Annotated in this window: 28 protein-coding genes; 11 read left to right on the top strand and 17 right to left on the bottom strand. The window is 51.4% G+C overall.

Annotated elements, in window-relative coordinates; genetic code table 11:
• Window positions 1-9: 9 nt before the first annotated feature.
• The 4 genes from ABEW73_RS32040 to ssuE all read right to left on the bottom strand — a co-directional run bounded on the left by ABEW73_RS32040 (window position 10) and on the right by ssuE (window position 3,007).
• The gene (locus ABEW73_RS32040) at window positions 10-435 is read right to left on the bottom strand and encodes a MarR family winged helix-turn-helix transcriptional regulator (protein ID WP_430170316.1); all 426 of its coding nucleotides are present in this window, start codon (window positions 433-435) and stop codon (window positions 10-12) included.
• A 321-nt stretch (window positions 436-756) separates the two neighbouring features.
• Entirely contained in the window at window positions 757-1,524 is a 768-nt protein-coding gene (locus tag ABEW73_RS32035; protein ID WP_430170318.1) for an AAA family ATPase, read from the bottom strand.
• A gap of 286 nt (window positions 1,525-1,810) precedes the next feature.
• A complete protein-coding gene (locus ABEW73_RS32030; protein WP_430170319.1) occupies window positions 1,811-2,401 on the bottom strand; it encodes an AAA family ATPase in 591 nt (196 codons plus the stop codon).
• Window positions 2,402-2,461: 60 nt separating this feature from the next.
• Window positions 2,462-3,007 carry an NADPH-dependent FMN reductase gene (gene ssuE, locus ABEW73_RS32025; protein ID WP_430170321.1) on the bottom strand — a complete coding sequence of 182 codons (546 nt, stop codon included), beginning with the start codon at window positions 3,005-3,007 and terminating at the stop codon, window positions 2,462-2,464.
• Between the two features lie 672 nt (window positions 3,008-3,679).
• On the opposite strand from ssuE, the gene ABEW73_RS32020 reads away from it, so the two are divergent.
• Together ABEW73_RS32020 and ABEW73_RS32015 are read left to right on the top strand one after the other, a co-directional pair.
• Entirely contained in the window at window positions 3,680-4,588 is a 909-nt protein-coding gene (locus ABEW73_RS32020; RefSeq protein ID WP_430170323.1) for an SDR family oxidoreductase, read from the top strand.
• Window positions 4,589-4,644: 56 nt separating this feature from the next.
• A complete protein-coding gene (locus tag ABEW73_RS32015) occupies window positions 4,645-5,100 on the top strand; it encodes a hypothetical protein (protein ID WP_430170325.1) in 456 nt (151 codons plus the stop codon).
• A 70-nt stretch (window positions 5,101-5,170) separates the two neighbouring features.
• Here ABEW73_RS32015 and ABEW73_RS32010 read toward each other — a convergent pair whose 3' ends face one another.
• Together ABEW73_RS32010 and ABEW73_RS32005 are read right to left on the bottom strand one after the other, a co-directional pair.
• The gene (locus tag ABEW73_RS32010; protein WP_430170326.1) at window positions 5,171-6,916 is read right to left on the bottom strand and encodes an NAD(P)H-hydrate dehydratase; all 1,746 of its coding nucleotides are present in this window, start codon (window positions 6,914-6,916) and stop codon (window positions 5,171-5,173) included.
• Window positions 6,917-6,982: 66 nt separating this feature from the next.
• A complete protein-coding gene (locus ABEW73_RS32005) occupies window positions 6,983-7,615 on the bottom strand; it encodes an NAD(P)-dependent oxidoreductase (RefSeq protein ID WP_430170328.1) in 633 nt (210 codons plus the stop codon).
• Between the two features lie 365 nt (window positions 7,616-7,980).
• Between ABEW73_RS32005 and ABEW73_RS32000 the strand changes: the two genes are divergently transcribed.
• A complete protein-coding gene (locus ABEW73_RS32000) occupies window positions 7,981-8,874 on the top strand; it encodes a hypothetical protein (RefSeq protein ID WP_430170329.1) in 894 nt (297 codons plus the stop codon).
• 128 nt (window positions 8,875-9,002) lie between these two features.
• On the opposite strand, the gene ABEW73_RS31995 is transcribed toward ABEW73_RS32000, so the two are convergent.
• The 3 genes from ABEW73_RS31995 to ABEW73_RS31985 form a co-directional block, all read right to left on the bottom strand.
• Window positions 9,003-9,131: a hypothetical protein gene (locus tag ABEW73_RS31995; RefSeq protein ID WP_430170330.1), complete on the bottom strand. Its 129-nt coding sequence runs from the start codon at window positions 9,129-9,131 to the stop codon at window positions 9,003-9,005.
• 136 nt (window positions 9,132-9,267) lie between these two features.
• Window positions 9,268-10,020, bottom strand: a complete 753-nt coding sequence (locus ABEW73_RS31990) for a MerR family transcriptional regulator (protein ID WP_430170332.1) — start codon at window positions 10,018-10,020, stop codon at window positions 9,268-9,270.
• Between the two features lie 21 nt (window positions 10,021-10,041).
• A complete protein-coding gene (locus tag ABEW73_RS31985; RefSeq protein ID WP_430206422.1) occupies window positions 10,042-11,031 on the bottom strand; it encodes an alpha/beta fold hydrolase in 990 nt (329 codons plus the stop codon).
• Between the two features lie 142 nt (window positions 11,032-11,173).
• On the opposite strand from ABEW73_RS31985, the gene ABEW73_RS31980 reads away from it, so the two are divergent.
• Window positions 11,174-12,085 carry a hypothetical protein gene (locus ABEW73_RS31980; protein WP_430170335.1) on the top strand — a complete coding sequence of 304 codons (912 nt, stop codon included), beginning with the start codon at window positions 11,174-11,176 and terminating at the stop codon, window positions 12,083-12,085.
• 303 nt (window positions 12,086-12,388) lie between these two features.
• On the opposite strand, the gene ABEW73_RS31975 is transcribed toward ABEW73_RS31980, so the two are convergent.
• The 4 genes from ABEW73_RS31975 to ABEW73_RS31960 all read right to left on the bottom strand — a co-directional run bounded on the left by ABEW73_RS31975 (window position 12,389) and on the right by ABEW73_RS31960 (window position 15,595).
• Window positions 12,389-12,610, bottom strand: a complete 222-nt coding sequence (locus ABEW73_RS31975) for a YezD family protein (RefSeq protein WP_076322260.1) — start codon at window positions 12,608-12,610, stop codon at window positions 12,389-12,391.
• A gap of 145 nt (window positions 12,611-12,755) precedes the next feature.
• A complete protein-coding gene (gene cysW, locus ABEW73_RS31970) occupies window positions 12,756-13,622 on the bottom strand; it encodes a sulfate ABC transporter permease subunit CysW (protein ID WP_430170336.1) in 867 nt (288 codons plus the stop codon).
• 12 nt (window positions 13,623-13,634) lie between these two features.
• A complete protein-coding gene (gene cysT / locus ABEW73_RS31965) occupies window positions 13,635-14,483 on the bottom strand; it encodes a sulfate ABC transporter permease subunit CysT (RefSeq protein ID WP_430170337.1) in 849 nt (282 codons plus the stop codon).
• A 38-nt stretch (window positions 14,484-14,521) separates the two neighbouring features.
• Window positions 14,522-15,595, bottom strand: coding sequence for a sulfate ABC transporter substrate-binding protein (locus ABEW73_RS31960; RefSeq protein WP_430170339.1), 1,074 nt, complete (start codon window positions 15,593-15,595; stop codon window positions 14,522-14,524).
• Window positions 15,596-15,956: 361 nt separating this feature from the next.
• Between ABEW73_RS31960 and sleB the strand changes: the two genes are divergently transcribed.
• Window positions 15,957-16,616 (top strand): spore cortex-lytic enzyme, encoded by a 660-nt coding sequence (gene sleB / locus ABEW73_RS31955; RefSeq protein ID WP_430170341.1) that lies wholly within the window; start codon window positions 15,957-15,959, stop codon window positions 16,614-16,616.
• A 176-nt stretch (window positions 16,617-16,792) separates the two neighbouring features.
• On the opposite strand, the gene ABEW73_RS31950 is transcribed toward sleB, so the two are convergent.
• Window positions 16,793-17,866, bottom strand: a complete 1,074-nt coding sequence (locus ABEW73_RS31950; protein WP_430170343.1) for a lactonase family protein — start codon at window positions 17,864-17,866, stop codon at window positions 16,793-16,795.
• A gap of 235 nt (window positions 17,867-18,101) precedes the next feature.
• Here ABEW73_RS31950 and ABEW73_RS31945 point away from each other — a divergent pair, with 235 nt between their 5' ends.
• The 3 genes from ABEW73_RS31945 to ABEW73_RS31935 all read left to right on the top strand — a co-directional run bounded on the left by ABEW73_RS31945 (window position 18,102) and on the right by ABEW73_RS31935 (window position 20,383).
• Window positions 18,102-19,262 (top strand): stalk domain-containing protein, encoded by a 1,161-nt coding sequence (locus tag ABEW73_RS31945; RefSeq protein WP_430170344.1) that lies wholly within the window; start codon window positions 18,102-18,104, stop codon window positions 19,260-19,262.
• Between the two features lie 180 nt (window positions 19,263-19,442).
• On the top strand, window positions 19,443-19,826 hold the full coding sequence (locus ABEW73_RS31940) for a cytochrome-c oxidase (RefSeq protein ID WP_430170346.1): 384 nt from the start codon (window positions 19,443-19,445) through the stop codon (window positions 19,824-19,826).
• 146 nt (window positions 19,827-19,972) lie between these two features.
• Window positions 19,973-20,383, top strand: coding sequence for a hypothetical protein (locus ABEW73_RS31935; RefSeq protein WP_430170348.1), 411 nt, complete (start codon window positions 19,973-19,975; stop codon window positions 20,381-20,383).
• Between the two features lie 207 nt (window positions 20,384-20,590).
• On the opposite strand, the gene ABEW73_RS31930 is transcribed toward ABEW73_RS31935, so the two are convergent.
• The 3 genes from ABEW73_RS31930 to ABEW73_RS31920 form a co-directional block, all read right to left on the bottom strand.
• Complete coding sequence (locus ABEW73_RS31930) at window positions 20,591-21,991, bottom strand: DUF4179 domain-containing protein (protein ID WP_430170350.1); 1,401 nt, start codon at window positions 21,989-21,991, stop codon at window positions 20,591-20,593.
• Complete coding sequence (locus tag ABEW73_RS31925) at window positions 21,984-22,514, bottom strand: sigma-70 family RNA polymerase sigma factor (protein ID WP_430170351.1); 531 nt, start codon at window positions 22,512-22,514, stop codon at window positions 21,984-21,986. The genes ABEW73_RS31930 and ABEW73_RS31925 overlap by 8 nt, the downstream gene beginning before the upstream one ends.
• Window positions 22,515-22,651: 137 nt before the next feature.
• Entirely contained in the window at window positions 22,652-22,843 is a 192-nt protein-coding gene (locus ABEW73_RS31920) for a hypothetical protein (RefSeq protein ID WP_076322272.1), read from the bottom strand.
• Window positions 22,844-23,072: 229 nt separating this feature from the next.
• Here ABEW73_RS31920 and ABEW73_RS31915 point away from each other — a divergent pair, with 229 nt between their 5' ends.
• From ABEW73_RS31915 to ABEW73_RS31905, 3 genes are all read left to right on the top strand, one after another.
• Window positions 23,073-23,792, top strand: coding sequence for an MBL fold metallo-hydrolase (locus tag ABEW73_RS31915; protein ID WP_430170352.1), 720 nt, complete (start codon window positions 23,073-23,075; stop codon window positions 23,790-23,792).
• On the top strand, window positions 23,789-24,349 hold the full coding sequence (locus ABEW73_RS31910) for a TetR/AcrR family transcriptional regulator (RefSeq protein WP_430170354.1): 561 nt from the start codon (window positions 23,789-23,791) through the stop codon (window positions 24,347-24,349). The genes ABEW73_RS31915 and ABEW73_RS31910 overlap by 4 nt, the downstream gene beginning before the upstream one ends.
• 124 nt (window positions 24,350-24,473) lie before the next feature.
• Window positions 24,474-24,965: a cytochrome c biogenesis protein CcdC gene (locus tag ABEW73_RS31905; protein WP_430170356.1), complete on the top strand. Its 492-nt coding sequence runs from the start codon at window positions 24,474-24,476 to the stop codon at window positions 24,963-24,965.
• The last annotated feature ends 123 nt before the right edge of the window (window positions 24,966-25,088 follow it).

The following is a 25,088-nucleotide window of genomic DNA, read 5'->3' as shown; positions in this document are numbered from 1 at the left end:
GGTCTTAGATTATGGAAATAATTTTTTGCCAAGCAATCGCAGTAAAATATACAGGTTATCCGCCTCATCCTCATCCAGCTGCTTGAAGGATTCCATGACGGCATAATCCCCCTCGCTGCGCGCATCGAGCACAAGCTGCCGGCCTTCTGCCGTAAGATTGACATAGTGGCTTCGTCCATCACTCGGATTGGGCGTTCGAACCACCAATCCCCGCTGTCCCAGAGCGTCCACCAAATACGTGATCGTTGCAGCCTTAAGTTCCATATGCTCAGCCAACCGGTTGGGAAGCAGCGGACCCTGCTGCTCGATCAAACTTAAAATCTTATATTGATTCATCGTTAAATCGTTCTTTCTCAAGTGATTCAAAAAAGATACGACGCGATGCCTCGTCATGTTATCCGATAACTCACGGTACATATCCATGAGTCTCTCCACGCTTGCTTCTCTTCCGTTCTCCAGAGTTTTTCACCTCAATCTTATTTTAGTTCAATGATTCTAACTTGTAAACACCATTTTCATGTTTTCATTTCCCTATTTCCCTTTTAATGCATGATTTATCACTAAACTACTTAGATCATTCGAAGTTCATTACAGGGATCTGAGCCGCCATAATCTCTATAGAAGACACCTTTCCAGAAAAACTCCCCCATGGTATGCCCTTCATAACGATTCGCCTAGTCTAATTCCCCTCTGCTATACAAAAAAAGGGACCCGGTAAGGCCAACTCACGCCTTCGGAACCCTTCACACTTGATGGCTATTCTTCATCGTCTGCAAACAATTCGTGAAGCATCGCTTCCCGGCGATTCACAAATTCCTTTGTAATCATATAATGATCCGTTTCTTCCAAGCTCGACTCTTCCAGCCCTTCGGATGTCAACTTATAAATGATCGAATCCGGATAAGCCATAACAATCGGCGAATGCGTGGAAATAATGAATTGCGAATCCTCGTGGACCAGGTCATGGATGCGTCTGAGCAGCGCCATTTGGCGAAATGGAGAGAGTGCCGCTTCCGGCTCGTCCATGATGTACAAACCGTTCCCCCAGAATCGATGCAAAAAAGTGGCAAAAAACGATTCGCCGTGCGACTGCTCGTGAAGTGATTTGCCGCCATAGGAATTTTTGATGGGAGGGGCGAAGCTCTCTTCGGCATCCAACCGGTCGATATTCGTCGCGACGTTATAATAGCTCTCCGCCCGAAAGAAAAACCCGTCCCGCGGTTTGCGTGCGCCTCGAACGGTTCGTATATATTCATGAAGCTTGGAATGGGTCTCCTCCGTCGAGAAGGAGAAATTCAAAGTCCCTCCTTCCGGATTAAACCCGAGGGCCGTCGCAATCGCCTCCAGTAGCGTGGATTTGCCCATGCCATTCTCGCCTACGATATAAGTAACCTTGGGATGAAAATGAAGTCCGTCCATAGCCGCTACGGCCGGCAAATTAAAGGGGTATTCGTTAAATGACGGGATACGATCCCTCATTAACACAACGCTGCGAAGATAGGCAAGCATAGCCGACTGATCCAACCGCTTTCCCTCCTTGATATTTACGTTAACCGATCATGACAAGTCTACTATATAACATTCCAGCTTCGGTTCCAATTCGGAAGAAGTGCCAAATGCAGTCTATAGTCTACGGCGCATTCCAGAAGCATGAACCTGGGAAACCCTGCTGCTCTGGCGATAACAGGTAGGACGATTCCTTCACGCAGATGATGCCCCAGTCTCCAAAAAAATGCGCCATCACAGGGCACGTAGGCACCTGGAAAGACGCATTTTCTCATCCGATATCGAATGCTATTGCTCCGACATGTTATTCGCTTATGATAAATTGATAGAGCTCCTCGACCTTCTCTTCCGTCAGATCGCCGCTGTTATCGAATACCTTAATGGACGTCTGCGGAATGTCCCAGTTCACTTCCGGAACGAAATCGACGCGTTTCTTGAAGTCGTCCCAATGATCCAGCTTCCACTGATCCCGCTCGGTCTGTCTGTCGACGATCCGTTCCTTCTGCAAATCCATGTCTTTGAGCGCGACCACAATGACCTTCACGTCAACGTCGTTCTTCGTTAACCCTGCCGATGCGATGACTTCTTCAATCCATTCGCGGCTCTTGAGCTCCGCGGTAAAGGGAGAAATCATAAAGACATTTTGTCCGGCACTCAAGTTCTCGATGCAAATGTCCTTGGTCGTATCATATTCCAGATCGCGCAGGTTCTCTTTATAGAAGGAAGAGTCGCGATCGTTCGGATCCAGTCCGTTACTTTCCAGGAACTTCTCAACAAAGCGTCCCCCCACCGTATCACGGTCGAGAAATGCAGCCGGTATACGGACTGCAAGCTTCTTGGCTACGGTTGTCTTGCCTGTACCGGCCACGCCGACAAAAAACACTAGCTTTTGCAAATGGTATCCCTCCATATGATCTCTATCGCTTTCATATCCCTGCCGTTCACTCATGCATCCTTATTCACGTTCTGTCCGGTAACGGGTTTCCTCAATCAATTCCTCCATGGCAGAGGTCAAGCGTTCCTGTAGCACTTCTGCTACATCAAATCCGCCGTCCTCAGTACGTGCCACTTGGGCATCCACCGCGTACACGCCGCCTAGAATATGACGGGCTCCAATCGAAGAAAGCACGGGCTTAAGCGAATAATCAATCGCCAGCAGATGCGCGAGACTACCGCCGATGAACATCGGAAGCACGATTTTGCCGGCCAATCCTTTTTGCGGAATCAGGTCTAAAAATGTTTTCAGAACGCCCGTAAACGAAGCTTTATAAACCGGACTTGCCACAATCACGGCATCAGCCTCGGCCACAAGCCCGTTCGCTTTGACAATATGCTCACTCTCAAACTTGGTATGAATCAAATCCTCAGGCGGCAGCCCAGCCACGTCGATCCGGCTCACCTCAAAATTCGCAGCAGTCAATGCCTGCTCCGCATACTCCATAATCGCATTCAATCGGGATCCGGCTGTGGGACTCCCGTTAATAATAACAGCTTTCGCCATAATCATTCACCTCGGCTTATCTTATAGTGTCGCCATCTCATCCATTCATAAGATCGCTATGTAAGATCCTCTCGACTTAGAGTCGGACGGCCTTAGCCAACATGTTTAGAAAAAGAAGACTTTACAAAGAACCACAAAGTCTTCCATAAGCAGTCGCTCTTAAATCCGACGTTTACCAACATAAATCAGAGCAAACTTGTCAGAATTAATATCATCGTATCAATGTGTCCGCGCTTTTGTCAATCCAGCAGCATCGGCAATTGAACCTTGGCGTTTCGCGAACCACTACACTTGACGTCTCAGCGGGACTTGGTGTGCGAATACCGGATATCATAGCGGCTCAGGCTTCGCATTACTGGGGATATTGCCGCCACTCTTCTTCATCCATTCCCAATAACGCCGGTACGTAAATTATTGCTTGCCTGCCCACTAGCGGAATTTTGAACGCTTCACGGGTTTCATCAGGTGATCGTCCTCCCCTGGCTGTTTTGTGTAATTGGAAATATTTTACCATGACAGCTCGGAAGACATCGTAAAAAATCTGTAACCCGCATGTTTACGCACGACCTTTCTCCTATTCTGATCATAAACGGCACCTCCGACTGGGCGGATGCATAGAGATAAAGCATCGGCGTTCAACGAAAACATCCTGTACACCAAAGGAGGAATGAAATGAATCCCCAGCAGCCCATTCCATACGTAGGCTCCAAAACCGAATGCAAGGAACAGCCCATCGCATTCCCTCCCCAGCATCAAAACTGCCAGCCCGGTCTTGAAAGCCTCATGTCGCCGCGTCCGATCAGCGAGGATCCCGCCTACCGGGGCAGCGGTAAACTGGATGGCAAAATCGCCATTGTAACCGGGGGGGACAGCGGTATCGGCAAAGCGGCCGCCATTGCCTTCGCCAAGGAAGGTGCCGATCTGGTCATCCCATACTTATATGAGACTTCGGATGCGGAGGTGACGAAACAACGGATTGAATCGTTCGGCAGACGATGCCTCTTAATTAAGATTGATCTGCGGTCCAAAAAAAACTGCGAAGCCGTAGTTAACGAAACGATAGCCTGCTTCGGCAAGCTGGATGTTCTCGTGAACAACCATGGCGTCCAGTATGTGCAGCGCAGCATCTTGGACATCACGGAAGAACAGCTCCATCACACCTATCAAACGAATATCTTTCCCTTCTTCTTCATGATCCAGGCCGCGCTGCCCCACATGAAATCCGGGGCGTCGATCATCAACACGGCCTCCATTACCGCCTATAACGGTTTAAAGGAGCTCATCGACTATTCCTCAACCAAAGGCGCCATTGTTTCCCTTACCCGATCCCTGGCCCTTTCGCTGGTCGATCAAGGCATCCGCGTCAATTCCGTCGCTCCCGGCTCAGTCTGGACGCCGCTCATCCCATCCAGCTTCTCCGCTGAAGAGGTCGCCGTATTCGGAACGAAATCACCGATGAAGCGGGCCGCACAGCCCTATGAGCTGGCACCCGCCTATGTTTACCTGGCGTCATCCATCTGCTCATCTTTTGTCACGGGTCAGGCTATTCACGTCAACGGAGGGCAGATGGTAACCAGCTAGCAGGGATGCTGCAAGCATCCGAGGATTCGATGAATAACGAGCAGAGGATGTGTACAATGAACACCGGAATTCCCAAACGGTCTGCCCGGATGGACATGGGGTTTTATGCATTAAACAAGCTCGCCAGTGCCGGCATCGTTGTGCTGCTGCTGAGCCTGCTTGATCGGGTGTGGCCTTCCAGCGCTGATCAAGCTTCGGAATGGTTAGGCCTCTATATGCCGCAAGAGCACTGGGTTTACGGTTACGCGCTGACCGCGTCTCTTGCAGCGGATGCCATTCTCTCGTTCCTGCCTTCCCTGCATAAGGGTAAACAAGCCGCCGTGTACGGAGCGGTCGGTTTTCTGTTCTTCGCCTTATTCACAGGCGGGAATCCGGAGCAGATCTGGCTTCGCGCAGCAGCGGGAGCCTTGACACTGCTGCTCTTCTTGTGGGGAAAGCATACGTTCTCCAGCAATTCTCTGGCTACCCCGTTCTTTGCCTTGGCCGTTCCCCTCTTGTGCTGGGTAATCTGATTCAAGTGCCTATAGCTTCCTTCCATGCAAAAAGGACCCTCCGATGAGGGCCCTTCCCTTGCTCTTCGCTTCAAAGCGCTTCAATGACATCCCCGGCGATGACCGAGGCGGGATGTCCCCGGTGCCGCGCGGCTCGCTCACCGGCACGGCCGTGCAGCCACACGCCAAGCGCGGCTGCTGACGGACCGGCATATCCTTGCGCCAGCAGGCTGGCAATGATGCCGGTCAACACGTCCCCGGCACCTCCGGTCGCCATGCCGGAGGTGCCGGTTGGGTTGATGTAGGCTTGTCCGTCCGGCGAAGCCACGACGGTATGCGCCCCCTTGAGCACGAGGGTAACCCCGTGCTCGGTCGCAAACCCAGCGGCGGCACCGATCCGGTCCCGCTGCAGCTCGGCGGTGGGGGTATCCAGCATCCGGGACATCTCCCCCGGATGTGGGGTCAGCACGGTTGCCGCACCGCGCGGCTTCCAGGTGCTGAAATCACCGGCTGCGGACAGCATATTCAGCGCATCAGCATCCACCACCAACGGCCCTTCCCATTCTTCCCACAACCGGCGGAGCCACCTGGCATCTCCGTCAAAGCGGCCAAGCCCCGGACCTACGGCCAGCACATCACGAGTTTTGGCGAGTTCCAGCACCTGCTCCGCGGAGGCCTCATCCCAATAGCCACCGCTCTCTTCACCTGTGGCGGGGGCGAGCATCACCTCGGGCGCGGCTCCGCTCAGCGGCAGCACCAGGCTTGCAGGGAGCGCCCAGGTCACCAGGCCGCAGCCCGCGCGAAGCGCTGCCCGGGAAGCGAGCAGGCCTGCGCCGCTCATCGTGCGGCTCCCCCCTACGGTCAGGACGTGACCGTAGGTACCCTTATGCCCGTCCGGCGAGCGGTAGCGGGACACGTCCGCACCCAGCTCGGTCCGAAGGACATGCGGGGTGAGCAGATGCGTGCCCACGCCCTGCTCCCGGCACAGCGATGCCGGAATGCCAATGGAGCGGACCACCACCCGGCCTGCCGCCTCGGCGCCGGGGTACTGCACCAGGCCTCGCTTCAAGAAGGCGAGGCATACCGTCACCGCAGCCGAAATGCACGGCTCGTGCCGCGCGCCGGTATCGGCGTCCAGTCCGCTCGGAATATCCGCGGACACAATCGGCAGGCCGCTGTCATTGGCGGCCTGGATCAGCGCGGCGTAAGCGCCGCGGGGCGCGCCCGTCGCGCCCGTGCCGAGCAGCGCGTCCACGATGCCGGTGTACGCACCGTAGTCCACGGCTTCACGGCCGTGGACCAGAGCCGGGATGCCGAGCGCCGTCGCGGCATCCCGCTGCACCGCCGCCTCGCCGGCAAGCGCAGACGGCTCGGCGGCATAGAGCAGCGTGACGCGTATACCGGCGTCACGCAAATGCCGGGCGGCGACCACGCCGTCGCCGCCGTTATTGCCTTTGCCCACCAGAATGAGCCAGTGCTGCTGCGCCGCGAGCGCGGTGGGCAATCGAGCCTCTCCGTCGATGACAGGCGACGGGCGGCTCATCGCCAGAGCCAGGTCATTCCCGGCGGTAGGAGCCTCCGCCACTGCCGAATGCTCCGGTAAGGATAGCCGCTGTTCACCTCGCCCGTCCCCCGGCATGAATGGTTGAGCCATTCCTGCAGTCACAGCACCTGCAGTGTAAGAACAGCTCACTCTATCACGCTCTAGGCACAGCTTCAGAACTTCCTCGGCAATCGCTTTACCCGCATTCTCCATCAGCGCAATCGCCGGAATACCGATTCGGTGAATCGTATGGTTGTCGAGTGCCCTCATCTGTTCAGACGTTACAACATACATCCAAGCTCTCCCCTTTGCTTCGATATATCCTACACAAACGTTCTGTCGACTCAGGATGCCCCACTATTAATAAGCAACGGTAAACCGGGACTGAATAAACTGCGGATCATCCAGCTCATCGATCACGGCTACCGCGAAATCTTCAACCGAAATTCGGCTGCTTCCGCTCTCGTCGGTCACCAGGCGATCCATGCCGATTCGGAACTGTCCGGTGCGTTTCCCCGGCTCAATGATCGCCGCCGGACTGACATACGTCCATTCCAGATCGCTTTCCTTATACAGATCGTAAGCATCCGCATGCGCACGGGCAAGCGGCCGGATCTCCTCAGGAAATTCCGGGGCATCCATAAGCGGTACGCCGCTGTCGGCGATCAAGCTACCAGCGCCGCCAACGATCAACAGACGGGTTACGCCGCCGCGTCTCGTTCCCTCTACAATCGTGCGTGCGGCTGCAACGAGTTCCTCTTCCTGGCCGAACTTCGGACCAAAAGCGCTAATGACAGCATCATGCCCTTGAATCGCCTCTTCTAATGATGAAGGATCCATTACATCCGCTTTGACTTTCTTTAATCGTTCATGCTCTGAATCCAATCGATCCAGATTACGCAATACCGCCGTGACTTCGTGCCCCCGGCGCAGCGCTTCCTCCGTAATTCGTCTCCCGATCGTTCCGCTTGCTCCAATTAATGCTACCTTCATGTTCATCGCTCCTTCGCTTAGAAATTATACTATATCACCCTTGGTGATGAATGGCTCTTTACTGAATCTTAAGTAGTATTATAAACACCTAGTGCCGTCTATAGCCGTCCCAGGCTGTCGCACCTCCTATTTACTTATCCCCTTACAGACCTCTTCAAACTACACTCGTTCATTTTTCCTCAAAACAATAGATCTTTAGACCTATGTATCACAATATTATTTTCACCGATAGAATACATAGATTCATTTTTACGAAAATATATATCTTGCATAGCGACTTAATTCGCATTACTAAGGTTGTGTGTTTGCTGGAATTTGTCGTTTTTCTATGACTTGATCGTAATGTAAAGGAGATTATCCATACCATGAAACAAAAATACGTTCGCTTGCTAGCCCTCTGTCTCACAGGCAGTCTGCTGCTGCTAAGCAGCTTCTCCCTTCAGCCTGATGCGGCTACAGCCGAATCCCGTCAGAAGGCAACCTGGTTCTGGGATACCCCGCAGATTCAAGATTCGGCTGACGACATTCTGAATTTTGCCATCAGTCAAGGCGCCAATGTGCTCTATCTGCAGATGAACCGTGATGTTCGGCCCGAATATTATCGCAGCTTTATCCGCCAAGCAGGTGAACAGGGGATCGAGGTTCATGTTCTTGGCGGCGCGCCTAACTGGGCGCTGGAAACGGAGCGTGATCGATTAGAAACTTTCATTCAATGGACCGCTGAATATCAGGCTTCCGCCGCTCCGAATGAGCGCTTCACCGGCATTCATGTCGATATCGAGCCACATGTGCTGACCGAGTGGAAAACAAACCAGGCCTCCTTGGTAAAGCAATGGCAAGCGAGCGTCCGCTATCTGGTCCATGAAGCGCACACACTGAATCTGCCCATCGGTTCCGACATGACCTTCTGGCTGCACGGCTACCAGCTGCCGGACCAGTCGATGTCGATCAGTCGGTGGATGATCCAGCAGTTCGACCAGGTCGTCATTATGGCCTATCGTGATCAAGCGGATAACATTTACAGCGTCGCTGCCGCCGAGCTTAAGGAAGCCGATGAACTCCGCAAGGAAGCCCTGATCGCCGTAGAGACCAAATCGAGCAATGAGGGAGCTTACATTACCTTTTTTGAGGAAGGCACGTCCTATATGGAGGAACAGTTGTCCAAGGTATGTACCAAAGCGGAGAAGCACCCTTCATTCTCCGGGTTCGCCATTCATGACTACCGATACTGGAAGGCATTGCATGACTCCGATCGATAACATCGCGATTTATTTCATAATGGGAATAAAAAAGATGGCGTTTCAAGAGGGTGTCTCCTCTGGCGCCATCTTTATATTATTAGATGAAGGAACTCATCCTCTCCATCGGGTAAAAGGCCTGATCGCTCTTAAACCGTCAACATGAGAAGCAGTACATAACCGACCGTCAATTTGGCGCGTTGTAGCGGCGCTTTTTTTACCTGCACTTCCATCACCCAGGGCCCCTTCCTCTCTTTCGGTGCTACCGTCTTATTCATATACTATATGCGGCTCGGTCTCTTGTGTTGCCTTGAGGAAAAATTGTTTGCCAAGAAAAAAACGATTAGCCATGCAAACAGTAGAGTACGATTTAGGCTTCCTGCATAAGAAGCAGAACCTGGGCTGCAATGCAGCTCATTCACGATCAGGATAGCGCTTCAAGACGTCCTGCAAATATTGTTCTGCTTCCATTACAAGCTGACGTTCTCCCGTGTTCCACTGATCCCGATTTCGATCGACTGCTAAGAAGGCAGCATGAATCCGTTCGTCGCCATGTGTCACACGTTGAACCATCCGTTGCCATTCTTGGGCTAAGGTCCTGGCTAAACGGGATTCGATGGGAACCTTTGAGGCCTTATAAGCTGCAGCTTGCAGCGATATTTTTCTGAACGTATTGTAAAAATCCAATGCAGCCTGCTCAGAGTTAAATACTTTTTGAAATAGCCGCGAGTCTTCCTCCGAAAATTCGTATTCTTTCCAAGCCGACATATCGACCTCATTCAACGAACGCATGAGATGGGCTAACAGCTCCCAAGGTACGTTGTAACCTTCTTTCATCATTTCCTTTGCGACATGCAATCCGTCAAGCTTGGCTTGGATACTCACTTTCTGTGAATAGAGCACCGATTCCTGGTAATCTAGAATGTTCTCGATATCCTGCTCCTCGGTGCCCACGATCAATTGTTCTTTGATCTTTCTTAAAGAGAAACCGATGGCTCTATAGAACATAATCTGTTCAAGTACATACAACTGTTTATCATAATATACTCTATGCCCCAGCTCATCTCGCTCCGCCTTAAGAATCCCTTCATTATCGTAATACTGAATGGTTCGCGGAGTTATTCCCGACAATTGACTGATTTCTTTTACGGAATATTTTTTTCCCATGAACCCATCCCTTCCTGTCCCTTACTCGATTTTCGCTAAAAAAGCCTCTATCGTTTCCAGTAACTCTTTAGGGTATTCCCCGTTAATTGCATGCGAGGCATCTTCAAATACGACCATCTCGCTATTAGGGTCTTTCAGGGAATCCATCCCCGTTTGATACGACTTTTCAGCATGGTGCATCGTCGATTGTCCAGCTAAAATACCGAGCACCGGTATTGTCAGCTCAGCTAATCGTTCCGGCTTGATGGCTTTCGGCATGGGCAGCTTGCTCTTGAATGTCCGCATACCGGTTTCGATTAATTTGGCGGTCGGGTCGCTGTCATCAACTTCAGCCCCGCCGGATATATAGCTGAGCATTTTCTCCCGGATCGGTTTGGGCACCATGGGCACAGACGCCGGAATGGATACCAGTATCATTTTCAGTGGAATGGGGCCAAACACATAGACAGGGTCCAGCAATATGAGCGAGTGAATCTTCTCAGGGTGCTTGAGCGCCACATTCGCCGCACTCCACCCGCCGAACGACAGCCCTAATAGGTGGATCTCTGATTCCGGCAGCTGATCCAGCACTTGCCCTAACCAAGCTGCTTGGTCCGCAGCGGTTTCGATCCGTCTGGTTTCTGTGCTTAAACCCGGCTCTCCTATCAAATCAAGGGTATATACAGGCCGGTGTTCTAACAAGCCGCTTAAATTGGCCTCCCACATGGGTGTAGCAGATCCTTTTCCGGGAAGCAGCAACAAGGGTGTTTTATGCGGTGTATCGCTCTCCCGGAACTTGTAGAGCTGCACCACGCCAAAATCGGTATGAACCTTAATCGATTCAACCGGTTCCGGTAAGTGATTCATCGCCTCATCATAAGCCGCCGCGTATTCCTTCTGCCCATCCTCTGTAACAAAACCGCTTAACGACCCGTCATCTCTGAATAAAAAGCCTATTACCGTCAGTATAGCTAGTATAGCAATGAGAATGCTACCCAAGATCACCCATCCTTTTTTTCGATTCAACTCCATCCCCTCCTAAGGTGACTATAGGATATGACGTAACGTTATACGCAACCCCCATGCTATCCATAGCTGCCTGTTTCCGAATCGGCTTGAAATCTCTCCCTTGTTGTGCAATAGTGAAAGGTAGAATATTGAAGGAGGGATCCGCTTGTCCCTTACGGAATGGATGGTTGATATCTTTGGCTCACTGGACACGCTCGTGGCCATACTTCTTGCCACTGCCGTATTTTCGGGCCTGTACATATACAGTGCATCCCGGCTATTGGGTGCACGGAAGGATTCACTCGCACGCATTCGTCAGTCCTTGACGATTTATACCAGACTAGCCGGACCTCTGGGAACCCTTATCAATCGACCGACCCGAACGGCTGTCCCCGACGACCTGTTGATCCGGCTTCTGCAGGAATGCAAATCCGCTGACCTGCTGACGCGGGAGCTCCACGAACAGATTGATACCTTTCTTAGCGATCGTGATGAATCCAGACTAACAACACTTCACAAGCTGCTGGACCGCGAGATCAACAGACTTATGAAGGAGCGCGACGAACTGGTTGGGCGGCTCGAGAAGCCCGGTTGGGGTATGGGGTTGTGGCTGCTCCTGAAACCTGCCGTACCTGCCCTTTCACTGAGCGCCGCGATCCTATGGACGACGATTCTCGTCCAAGAACTAAGGCAATCCTCTGCCTGGACAACCCCCGAGGTATGGTGTCTGTGGCTCTCCAACATAATTGCCACGATTTCTTTCTACCGACTATTGATGGATTCCAGAAGAAGAACGCATGGAATGATCTATACCATACTGCATCTGCTGATTGTAGCTTCAGCCCTGTTTAATCTGATCTGGAACGAGGCCTCGCCTTACGTTTTGGCTGCCCAATGCTTGCTGTATCTGGCGGGTTTCCGGGTTACAGCCACCCGCAAGCGCCGTGAACGGCCCTATGCCGGACACCCGGAGCTAATGGAACAATTCCTTCATCCTACGGGCGAGAATGACCCTCTTAGTGAGACGGGAGGTTCCGGCGACCCGGAGATCATTAACAGCCCTCTGCGATCCAGATAAGATAGCCGACGATATGAATATGACGAGATACAACCCGTGCCGAATCAACGGCCGGGCTGTTTTTATATCTCCACATTCCTTGTACGGCAGGCAGTCATTACCCGATATTACGCTCATACTCTTACATGCCGCAATCCTGGATCCCTGTGTTCATACAAAAAAAGAACTCCCGCATGATGACCAAAACGCACCCCTATGTCTACGTCGGTTAACACTCAAGGTGTTTCTCCAAAGTCTACTGGGTAAGGTGTACTTATGGCATCTAAGGAAATTCTTTTCTTGGTACTCGATAACCCTTGGGGATCATCTTGCATTCGTTCTTCGCTGTTGACCGGATGCCCGGGATGGTCCTGACGTCTTGACCGCTCCGGAGGCCGTATTCTCGAAACGCTTGCGCTCCGTTCGTTCCATCTGAACAATTTGACCCTCATGCACTACAATTTGCAGCGAACCAAATTCCATGTCGTTCAGCAGGCTGGCTATGCGTTCGAGCCACATTTCATCCACTTTTAAAGGTTTAGCCATGGATACGCCTCCTCACCGGGCAAAGCCCAAATATATTTACTCATCCCCACAAGTCGAAGTGACATTTTACCTGCACGCATGCATTATTCATTCTTTTCCAACCTACATAGTATGAATTAACATTAGCATGGGTTGGAAACGACTGTCAATGGGCATTTTTTCGCGTAAACCAATTTTTCAGCAGCAGGGTTACGACGGCTAATAACAGCAATAATGAGGCCACCGCGAACGATGCCGAAAACTGATACTCATTGTACAAAATTTCGACATGAAGGGGCAGCGTATTGGTCTCGCCGCGGATATGGCCGGAAACGACAGACACGGCGCCAAACTCGCCCATCGCTCTGGCGTTGCACAGAATAATGCCGTACAATAGCCCCCACTTGATATTGGGCAGGGTGACCCTCCAGAATATTTGCCATCCCTTGGCGCCCAGCGTTACAGCTGCCTCCTCTTCCTTCGTCCCTTGATCTTCCATCAGCGGGATCAGTTCCTTGGCCACAAAGGGAAACGTGACAAATAATGTAGCCAGGACAATACCGGGCACGGCAAAAATAATCTTGATATCATGGCTTTCAAGCCAAGGGCCGAACCATCCCTGCCGCCCGAAAATCAGCACGAAGATTAAACCTCCGATCACCGGCGATACCGCAAACGGCAGATCCAGCAGCGTAATCAACAGATTTTTGCCTTTAAAACGAAACTTCGTTATGGTCCATGCTGCAATAACGCCGAATATTGAATTCAGCGGTACCGCAATAGCGGCCACCAGTAAAGTCAGCTGAAGCGCAGATAGAGCATCAGGATCGGATAGAGCGGCTATGTAGACGTCCCATCCCTTCTTAAGCGCTTCGGACATCACCGTAATCAGAGGGAGGACAATAAGCCACAACAGCACAAGCCCAGCCAAACTTATGAATGTCCATTTCACCCACGTCTTCTCCGCTGCCGCCGGAGAGGACGGCGTGTTTCGTTTCGCTGCAGGAACGGCAGCGGGTACAGTTTCAGCCATAGTATCCCCTCCTTAACGCGCGGTTTTCCGCGTCCAATGTTGTAACATATTGATGCCGAGCAGCAGTGCGAAAGAGATGAGCAGCAAAATCAGGGCAACCGCCGTCGCGCCGGCATAATCAAACTGCTCCAGCTTCGTCATGATCAGCAGCGGTGCAATCTCCGTCTTCATCGGCATATTCCCCGATATGAAGACTACAGAGCCGTATTCTCCGATGCCCCTGGCAAAAGCGAGCGCAAATCCGGTCAGCAGCGGCGGAACCAAGGTCGGCAGAATGATGGTGCAAAACGTGCGCCATCGGCCCGCTCCAAGCGTCGCAGCCGCCTCTTCCGTATCCCGCTCCGCATCCTCCAGCACCGGCTGTACCGTCCGCACAACGAACGGTATGCCGATGAACATGAGAGCCAGCGTGATCCCTAAAGGAGAGAATGCCGCCTTGATCCCTAGCGGTTCCAGCAGCGATCCGATCCAGCCATTAGCGGAATAAATCGCGGTTAAAGCCACCCCCGCCACGGCCGTTGGCAGGGCGAAGGGCAAATCAATCAGGGCATCCCACAATTTTTTGCCGGGGAAGTCATACCGCACCAGCACCCAAGCCAGCAGCAACCCCAGTATCGCATCCGCGAATGCAGCCAGCGCCGCTGTCGTCAGACTAACCCGGTAGGAGGCCAGCACCCTCGGATCGGTTGCAACCGACCAGAACTTCTCCCAGGTTAGTCCGGTTTGATTGAGAAGCAGCGCCGACAGTGGCACAAGCACAACCAAGCTCATATAAAGGACGGTCAGTCCCATGCCGATTCCAAAACCCGGGAGTACGCTGCGATTGTTTCTGCTTTGCTTCTCTACGGGGAGTACTGCCATATCCACTCATCCTTTCCTGCCTTCGGCGGTTATGCCGATCAGCTGCCTGGCACGTAAATCTGATTAAAGATGCCGCCGTCATTGAAATGCTTCGTTTGCGTCTCTTCCCATGTTCCAAACACATCCTTGAGCGTAAACAATTCGATAGCCGGGAATTTCTCCTTGTACTTGTCAGCCACGCTGGCAAGCGTTGGACGGTAGTAGTTCTCCGCCGCAATCGTCTGCCCCTCTTCACTGTATAGATATTGCAGATAGGCTTCCGCTACCTCGCGGGTCCCCCGCTTGTCGACGTTCTTATCCACGACGGCAACCGGAGGCTCCGCCAAAATGCTGACGGACGGATTCACGATTTCAAATTTATCCGGTCCCAGCTCGTTAATCGAGAGATAGGCTTCATTCTCCCAAGCCAGCAGCACGTCCCCGATTCCGCGTTCTACAAAAGTGGTTGTCGCACCGCGGGCTCCGCTGTCCAGCACCGGTACGTGGGTGAACAGTTCCTTCACGAATTCCTGTGCTTTCGCTTCATCATGATTGTTAACTTTAAGTGCGTACCCCCATGCCGCCAGGTAGTTCCACCGAGCACCGCCGGAGGTCTGCGGGTTCGGCGTGATCACCTCCACGCCCTCCTTGATCAGGTCCGGCCAATCCTTGATGCCTTTCGGGTTGCCTTTGCGGACGAGGAAAACGATGGTTGAGGTGTATGGCGCACTGTTATGCTCAAACTTGCTCTCCCAGCCTTCATTGATCAATCCGGCCTGACGGATCGCATCGATATCGTATCCAAGGGCCAGTGTCACCACATCCGCCTCCAAACCGTCGATAACCGAGCGGCTTTGCTTGCCTGACCCCCCGTGCGATTGCTTAAATGTTACCTTCTGGCCTTGTTCCTTCTCCCAGTGCGCCGCGAATGCTTTATTGTATTGGTCATATAACTCCCGGGTCGGATCGTAAGAAACATTGAGCAGTTCCACGCTCGGCTTGCTTGAACCCGAAGCAGGCGCGTCTCCATTGGCGGTGGCTGTCTCTGTTTTCTCTGCACCGCAAGCTGTAAGTGCCGCCGTCAGCATCACTGTTAATCCGATGAGAACCCCTTGCTTCAACACCTTTTTCATATGGATCACTCCCCCTATTCTTCTTTACTAAACAGGCCGTATGGCAAAAAAAGACGGAGGAAGGCTCATCAGAACAGAGTCAAGCCGGTTTGCAACCGTGCCTGCTCTTGGTCCTCGAGCGTTCCTCCGTCGATACGGTGAGAACAATATGATATAATTCCTACCTGTTTAGTATGTTATATTGCTATTGTAATAAGTCCCTCTCCTGCTGTCAAACCTTTTTTTCAAAAAATTTCAAGTTCAGGACCACTCGGACCATGGAACCATTTTTGGTGGAACGAACGCAGTCACGGCGCGGATTTCCATTTACTGATGGTTGTATGAACCCGCTTCCAGCCTTATAATTCTACCCCAAAGGGAGTTGATCACCATAAGAAAGCCAAATCGAAAAATAATTTCTGCTCTTTTCCTAAGTATTCTTCTGTTCATGCCTGCATTCGCCCAAACGACGGAGGCAGCTCCGGTGTTAAAGCCGGGCAGCGAAAACGGGGATGTCTGGGAGCTTCAATATCGCCTGAAAACGCTGGACTTCTACACGCAGCCGCTGGATGGCAAATATGGCGTTAACACGAAAACAGCCGTTACCCGTTTCCAAAAAGAATACGGTGTGCCAGCCGATGGAGTTACCGGCGCACAAACCTGGAGACAGCTGAAAAAATATACGTTAAATCAATCCGAAATGGATGTCATGGCCAAAGTCATTTACAGCGAAGCTCGCGGTGAGCCTTACAAAGGACAAGTTGCCGTCGGGGCTGTTGTCATGAACCGCATTCAATCCAGCGAATTTCCGAATGATATTCGGGGCGTCGTCTTTCAAAAAGGTGCCTTTACAGCCGTAGATGATGGACAATACTGGCTGCCCCCGAACCGGACCGCCTATCTTGCCGCATTGGATGCCGTTCGCGGCTGGGATCCGACTTATGAATCCCTTTACTATTTCAATCCGAAAACAGCGACAAGCAAATGGATCTGGTCCAGACCGCAAGTGCTGCAGATCGGCAATCATATCTTTGCGCATTAATGATTCATGGAATGAATCATTAAACCAATGAATTCCTATAACCTTGCTAGTCAGCTTCCTCGCTAGTTGGAGGTTGAACACCGTGTTCCTGTCCATTGCTACCGGCAGGGGACGCTTAACAAAAGAAGCAGCTCAAGACCCATTTTCGGGTCTTCGAGCTGCTTCTTCTTTATACGTTAACGTTTATTAGCCTTTGCCTTCTCCACGGGACAGATGCATACCGGGCGCGTAACTTCCAGTGTATAACCCGTAGAAACCAGGTTGCCCGTGTCCGGATCGATCCGATAACTTGCGATCAAACCATTGTCCTGATTCGCCGTTAGCAGGAAGCCGTCCGGCATGATATTGAAGTGGCGCGGCGTTTTACCGCCGGAAGACACCCAGTTGACGGCACGGAGCGTACCGCTCTCTTGGTCGATTACATATTGAACGATGCTGTCATGACCCCGGTTGGAGGCGTACAGATAACGGCCGCAAGGCGAGACCAGCAGATGGGCCGATGTGTTGTTATCCATCACTACGTCTTCTGGCAAGGTCGATATATGCTGCAATATTTTCAAATCGCCAAATGTTCCATCGTTTGCGTAAGCCGTTACCGTGCTGTTCAGCTCGTTCGTGCCATACACCCACTTGCCTGATGGATGAAAAGACACATGCCTCGGGCCCGAGCCTGGCGGCAGACTGATCTCCCGGTGGGTCACCAGCTTGCCTTCCTCCAGCCGATACAGGTTCACATCATCCATACCCAGGTCACTGACCACGATATACTTGCTGACGGGGTCTTCAAATATCGAATGCGGATGTGCTTCCGATTGACGGTCATCGTGAAGACCGCGTCCGCTGTGCTTGATCTTGGAGGCCAGCTCTCCAATCCGGCCGTCTTCTTCTAATGCCAGCACTGATATATGTCCATCGCTGTACCCTGTCGTAAGCAGATACTTCCCGTCCGATGTACGGGATACATGACATGCACCGGACGAGCCGGTAGACTGAACGTTCAGCAGCGTTAATTCACCAGTGACCAGATTGGCCGAATAAGCCGATACATCGCTCTCGCCCTTCTCGCTCGCTGCATACAATACAGAGATCGAATCATCGAAATCCAGATAGGTAGGGTTTTCTATACCAGCCGTACCACCTAAGAGACGCAGCTCGCCCGTACCTCGATCCATCGCCCCCCAATGAATTCGATTCTCTTCCTCCGAACCATAGGTTCCTATGTAAAATATCAGTTCCTGTCCTGCTGTCATGTGATCCACTCCTTTGTCTAATGAATGATCCGGTGAACCGGTCTAATTCTTATTATGTATTACCCATCAGGACTCTGTGCTTACCGCCTTTTTTCAATTCGATCCGGCAAGCCGTCCCAGGTTACTCTACCAATTATTACTCATAAAGAAATGTATTGCTAGCATTGGTTTTATCATGTACGATTACCACAATTACCACTATATTCTATCATTCGTTGAAGGAGATGACAGCCCATTGAAGAAAAAAATCAGCCTACTGACGATCGCTTTCCTGTTCTTGCTCGCTACTGCGGCGCAAGCGGCTCCGGCAAAGAATCAAGGGGATATCCGGGTCTACCTCGATAACCAGGAAATCAAATTTCAGGCAGCGCCTATTATGAAGAATGGAGTCACCTTCGTGCAATTCCGCCCTCTGTTCCAGGCCTTGGATTATAAAGTCAATTGGAACCGCACGAATAAACAGGTGACGGGTACATACCTCGATCAGAAGCTGCAGATGACCATCGGACAGAAAACCGCTTATGTCAATGGTGCAGCAACCACGCTTCAGATTGCCCCGTTCACCGATGCCGGCAACACGCTGGTTCCCCTTCGTTTCGTAGCTGAAGCCACCGGACTGCCCGTGAAGTGGGATTCCAAGGCACGCACCATCAAGATCGACCGCGAAGGTGCAATTGATAAAGCCACCGATGAGGTGAAGAAGCTTTACCATACGATTGAAGAAGCTGGAAGTGCCAAGAAACTGGATGCTGTCATGAGCGCCTTCCATCCGAAATCTCCTATTTTTGCGGAAATTCAAGAAAATTATCAGAACCAATTTAAGAACGATCTGCACGTATCTGCTGACGTATGGGAAGTAACGGTAGCCGGAACGTCGATCCATGCCTACACCAGCGTGACCCTCGACCGCACCGGCGGACCTTTTGCTTGGGATGCTACACTCCATTACGAGAATCTCTTGAAGAAGGATGCTTCGGGAGCATGGAAAATCTATGATCTGACCCATTACGAGACGGAATATCTGGTCGGAGATGAACTGCTGGAAGCTCGTCCGGAAGTGCCGGCAGCGGAACAAACAGCCATCGTGGCTACCATTGACACCCAGTCCAAGGGCTTCAATGAGGAGGATGGTCCGCTGCTTATGTCGGTTATTCATCCGGAATCGGCCTTCCACGAGATATTCCGAACCAGCATTGCGGAAGGCATCTTCGATGAGGTGAATTTCAACATCAAGTCTGAGGAGCTCCGGACGGTCTTTTTCCAAGATCAAGACGCCGTTGTTTATGCCAAAGAAAGCGATGATGCAGACGGTGAAATCGTCCGTTCGACCTCTCTTTACTGGCTTAAGAAAGCCGAAGGCAAATGGCTGATCTATGATGTGCTGGAGCTTGAATAAGTTATCGGCATCACGAGTGTGTAAAACACGATTCACCGTGAATCCCCGGCAAGGGTGTTCACGGTTTCTTTTTTTTTTTGCTGGCTGTAAAGCATCGGTCTTCATTAAATCTTTCCCTCTTGGTCTACTTCACCATAGCTGGCATATATCATAGTAGTAATCCATAAGAGGAGGGGTTATATGGGTGTTAAATTAATCAAGATTGCCGCTGTATACTTCGTACTGGGGATATTGCTCGGCATGTACATGTCGATCTCCCACAGCTACGATTACGCCTCAGTTCACACACACATCAACCTTCTGGGCTGGGCATCCCTGGCTCTTGCAGGTGTTATTTATGTTCTGTTCCCCGCAGCCGGAGAATCCACCGCAGGCAAAGTGCATTTCTGGCTGCACAATATCGGTCTGCCTGTCATGATGATCGGTCTCGCACTGCTGGTAAGCGGTATGGAATCGGTAGAGCCGGTCATTGCCGTTGGAGGCGTTCTGGTCACGTTGGGCATTCTGGCTTTCCTCTATAATGTGCTAACCCATGTTAAAAGTACGCAAAGAAGGAAACGCTGATTTCTGGCTGAGATCCTCAAGGAATCGCCTCTATTTGGCGGTTCCTTCTTCATGTTTCATGCGCCTCTTTCATCGGAAGATGGGTCATAGTTACCGACTAATGGGTATAAGTAGATACCTTTCTCTTCGAAGGAGGCATCATAGACATGGAAACAAACTCAGCAATTGAAGTCCAATTTCACTGCCGTCAGTGCCAAGCGGATATCGGGGTTACGTTCAAATCAGAACAGTTCACCACGGTACTCTGCCCGCAGTGCGATTACAGCTATTCACTCATGAGACCAACCATTGGGGAAGAGATCCTTCTGGATTGGGAGAAAGAAGCCGTATTCCAAAAAATCCGCGCGGATCAAACCGAGCATGACAAAATGGAGCTGATGCTCCTCGTCATCAAGGTCGTCGAGCTGCTGACCTGGCGGGATGAAGGAAATGGCCATATCCGCGCCATCGAAACGCTTCGTGAGTGGCTGCTGCTTAACGGGGTGCCCAAAGCGCTAATTGAACTCCTGGATGCTAAGAGACCTGAAGGCAGCTCCCCAACCGAGCATAAGGAATAGCGAAATCAAGCCCATGATTCAAGATATCATAAATGAAAAAAAGGAACCGTCCTCCGGCCATCATGGTCGGGGGCGGTTCCTTATTCGTGGCTCAAGCGATGATATTGAACTCAGCGATTTGAGAATATGGTATCTAAAATTTGCTGGCAAAATGACCATCGCATTCGGCGTTGTGGTTATTCTGATGGGCTTTCAGCATCTCTAAATTTATTGAATCGGCACCTCGAATGCCTGCTCCATGACTCCAGGGTAGCTGCTTAACGTAAACGTCAGCGGCTGTGGGTAGTCCCCAGGTTTAAGGTAGATATACTCCGTAATGAGGCTTACGCTGGTATCCGATGAGGAACGGGACGAAGAACGAACTCCCCCTGCATCCTCGTTGATCCTATGTTTTTTCCCCTCTCCATCCACAAACTCGGGCTCAATCGACACGCTGCCCATATGCCGGTCGGTCTGTTCCTCATATTCAAATGTCAGCGTATGCCCCGTGTACTCTCCAAACCGAAGGTCGCCGTCCGGTGAACGGATGACCTCCTTTTTATCCGTATCCACCACGAGCTTCATCTTCGAGGGGTCCACCGCCTGGAATCCGCTTGCTTTCAGCGTGATCGATTCCGGATTCTCCAATATATTGCTGTCAAAGAAGTAGGTCATATCTCCCCCGTCTGCACCGGGCAAAAACGCGGAATCGCTGTTTAATCTGATCTTCTCGCCATTAACCACGGCTTCCAAATACACATCCCATAAACCGGATACCTTCATCGTATTGCTGGAAGGGATGTTCGCTTTCAAGACGATTCCGGCAGGCGACAACACGGCTTCTTTCAAATAGAATTTCTGGCTCTCAATCTGCAGCATTTGGTTGAGCGGAATCGTGCTAATATACTTCCGGACTGTCTCCATATCAACGGTTACGTTAATATCAAGCACCTGCTCGTTCTCTGCAGAGGATTCATAAGCCGTATTTGTCGAATAGGGGGCGATGTTAAAAGATAACGTCAGTTCCTCAGGTATAGGATGATTCTCGCCCATATGAATGTCCGATCGGGAATAGAGCTTGCCGGCGCCGGGCTTAATCTCGTTTCCGCCCGATGACCCAATGCTATAAGGCAGCGGTTCGCTGGATCCCCGGCGCTTCATCTCCACCCTCTTTAAGTCCGCGGGATGCTCCGCATGGTTCTGGACCGTATAGAACACCTCCATCTGTTGGGAGCCTACAAGTATCCCGTTCACCGTTACCGTATAATCCCCCTTGGTCACCGATTGATTCACCGGCTGAATCATGCCGTGTTTGTTGGCTGTATTCAGCGTAATATCTTCTCCAAAATCAAACCCGGTCAATGGCGGATACGGCCCTTGAGCCGCCATTTGCTCTTTAGGATTCACCAGCCCTTCGTTCCCGTTCCATACGACGAACAGCAGCGCAGCCGCTACGGTTACAGCCACGGCAGTGACGGTAGACATTCGTGACCGGCTCCGCTGCGCGCGCCGTCCTCTTCGCATCCCGCTTCGCACCGCCGCGTCCAATGCTTCATCGGATACAACCGCTGCGCTGCTCTCCGCGTCCCTATTCATCTCCTTCAGCATTCGCTCTTCCTTCTCAAACATGGAATACGGCACCTCCTGGCTCGATTTTTTGCCGAAGCAGCTTTAATCCTTGATACAGCCGGGTTTTGACTGTACCCTCCGGAACATCGAGAATCTTGGCAATATCACTGATCGTCATGTCCTGATAATATTTCAAAATCAGCACATGGCGGTATTTAGGCTTCATGCGGCTGAGCCCACGTTCCAAATCCAGCTTGCTATCACTGACCATCTCGCCAGCCGTCTCCTGGTTGCGAATTTCTTCAACCGGAACCATGCGCTTTTTTCGTTTCTGCTCATCCACGCAGCAGTTAATCAGGATCCGAATGAGCCAAGGGACAAATGCCTCCGGATGCTTCAGCTTCCGGCACTTCATCCACGCCCGGCATATCGTCTCCTGCAATACCTCCAGTGCGTCACTCTCGTTATGCAAATAACTGTACGCAATTCCGTATAGGCGCCTTCGGTGCTCCGTAACGAGTGCATAGAACGCTTCCTCGTCCCCTCTACAGGCAGCAGCCGCAAGCTCTTGATTTTCCATCATCCGATTACCCTTCCCCTCCGACCTACCTCGTTTGTTTTCATCTCTGTATATAAGACTGCGAAGCGATTCAAACGGTTTTTTTATTTTCCGCACAAAAAAAGTCCGCCCGGGCAGGCAGACTTGAACGTATCTCTCAATTAACTTCGTTTTCTGCGTCCTTTAAAGAAGTAATGGTATCCCAGATATCCGATGCCGCATAACAGCAGCATAAGCGCAGAGAGCCAGATGACAGGAAGCAGATATGGCGTGTGCTGACTGGCTACATACAGAAGTACCGCGGAGAAGGCATACATCACCATCAGAAGTACGATGCGTTTGAAAATATCCATGTCGTCCGCCCCTCACTCTTCATCTCAATAATCTACATTTTTTTCCGTATATCTATCTTTATGGTAACTCAAAATGATGAAAATTGCACTCAAAATTTGGTAAATTTATAAAAATTTTAGGGGTTAAACGAGCCTATTCATGAAAATGTTAAAATTCAGGCTTGATAAAACTAATCATATTAGTTATTATACTAATATGATTAGTTTTGAATGAGAGGGGAATTGTATTATGTTAATAACAACGATTGAACACGTGACTCAAATTTCTTTTCTTCCTCGTCTTTTCCCGGTAAATGTCTATCTTGTAGAAGAAAACGACGGGGTTACGCTGATTGATACAGGTATGTCATTTTCCCAAAAGGGAATTCTTCAAGCGGCAGCCGCTATAGGAAAGCCCATCACCCGGATCGTGCTGACCCATGCTCACGGCGACCATGTCGGGGCGCTCGACGGGTTAAAGAAAGAGCTTCCGAATGCTTCGGTTTACATCTCGCGGCGTGATGCGCTGCTGCTAAAAGGAAATGCCGAGCTCCAGCCTGGAGAGCTGCAAACTCCGATTCGCGGGGATATTCCCAAGAACATAACCACCGTGCCGGATGTGCTGCTGGGTGACGGGGATTCCGTTGGTTCGCTCAAGGCCATCGCCACTCCCGGTCATACGCCGGGGCATATGGCATTCCTTGATGAACGCAGCGGTATTCTGATAGCCGGAGATGCTTGGCAGACACGGGGCGGATTAGCCGTATCAGGCGTGCTCAAGCCCTGGTTTCCCTTCCCAGCCATGGCGACCTGGAGCAAGGAGCTTGCTCTGGAGAGCGCCAAAATACTAACCGCACGAAACCCCGTCGTTCTGGCTGTCGGCCATGGACGGATGCTAAAGAATCCGGCGGCTGCCATGCAGCAGGCCGTTGCGCAAGCGGAATCGATTATGAGGAGGAATGCAAAATGAGTCCGAGACCCGGAATCGACCGGCTTCAACTGCTTCAAACCGCTGCCGAACTAGCGGATCAGGATGGGCTTCATACCGTGACCTTGGCCGCACTTGCAGGTAAGCTGGGCGTTCGGTCGCCTTCCCTGTATAACCACGTAGATGGACTGCCCGGTCTGCATGCCGCCCTGATGCTGTATGGCCTCCAGACATTGCATGATCGGCTGCTGAAGGCTGTCGCCGGCCGGTCAGGCGAAGATGCCCTCCGTTATGTATGCCTTACCTATGTAGACTTTGCTAGATCTCACCCCGGATTATACGAAGCCGCATTGCAGCCTCTCCGTCCGGAACAGCAGGAGGCACAGCAAGTAGGCAATCAGATTGTCGAGCTTCTGCTCCAAATCTTAGCTCCTTACCAGCTCAATGAGGCGGAAGCGCTGCATGCCGTGCGGACACTTCGCAGCCTGTGCCATGGCTTCTCATCTCTGGAACGTGGGGGTCAATTCGCCATGGATCTGAATGTAGACGAAAGCCTGGATTTCATGATCCGGATTTTCATCGATGGACTCCAGCCTTAAAGACAGCCGGCGCCAACAGCGCTGCTCCTCCCCCGCCTGCCTGATTTTGCCTGGCATCAGAATGTGCTATAATCAGAAAGCAGCACATTGTCTTGTCATTTTATATGGAAAGAGGTTCTGAATTGTGGTTAATTTCGATTCCCCAATTCTTCAAATAGGCTCTACGATTGTGATGCTGGTTATGGCACTGACCGTTATTTTCATTCGAATGAAAGCGAGTCACCGACCCGTCACCGTCAAGAAGATCATCATCCCTCCGCTAGCGATGAGCTCCGGGTTTCTGATGTTCGTTGAGCCGCAAGTACGCATCCCCATATGGTGGGCGGGAATTGCCTTTCTGGTAGGCTGGTTCATCTTCTCCTATCCTCTGATTCGCAGCACCAAATTCGAGAAAGTCGATGGCCAGATTTTCATGCAGAAATCGAAAAGCTTTATTTACATTCTGCTGGGCCTGCTGGCTATCCGGCTCCTGCTCCACGGATATATCGAGCAGCATATCTCCATCCCGCAGACCGCGGCGTTGTTCTTCATGCTGGCTTACGGCATGATTGTCCACTGGCGCATCTCGATGTATCGCCAGTATCAGCAATTTACGACACCAGAAGCGGCTATATAGCGGACATGTTCCATCGTTAACTATATAAGTTGAACTAATGATTCTTAGCCTGAGCATCACTACGAATGCGGATTATTCTTCCGATCGCTGTTGCCCCCCAGATTTCTTCTATTTATCCATATC

Origin of the sequence: Paenibacillus lautus, assembly GCF_050482385.1 — a bacterium.
Classification (GTDB): domain Bacteria; phylum Bacillota; class Bacilli; order Paenibacillales; family Paenibacillaceae; genus Paenibacillus_AQ; species Paenibacillus_AQ lautus_B.
Note: the sequence above shows the minus strand (reverse complement) of the source record. Positions and strands in the feature narration are given on the sequence as shown.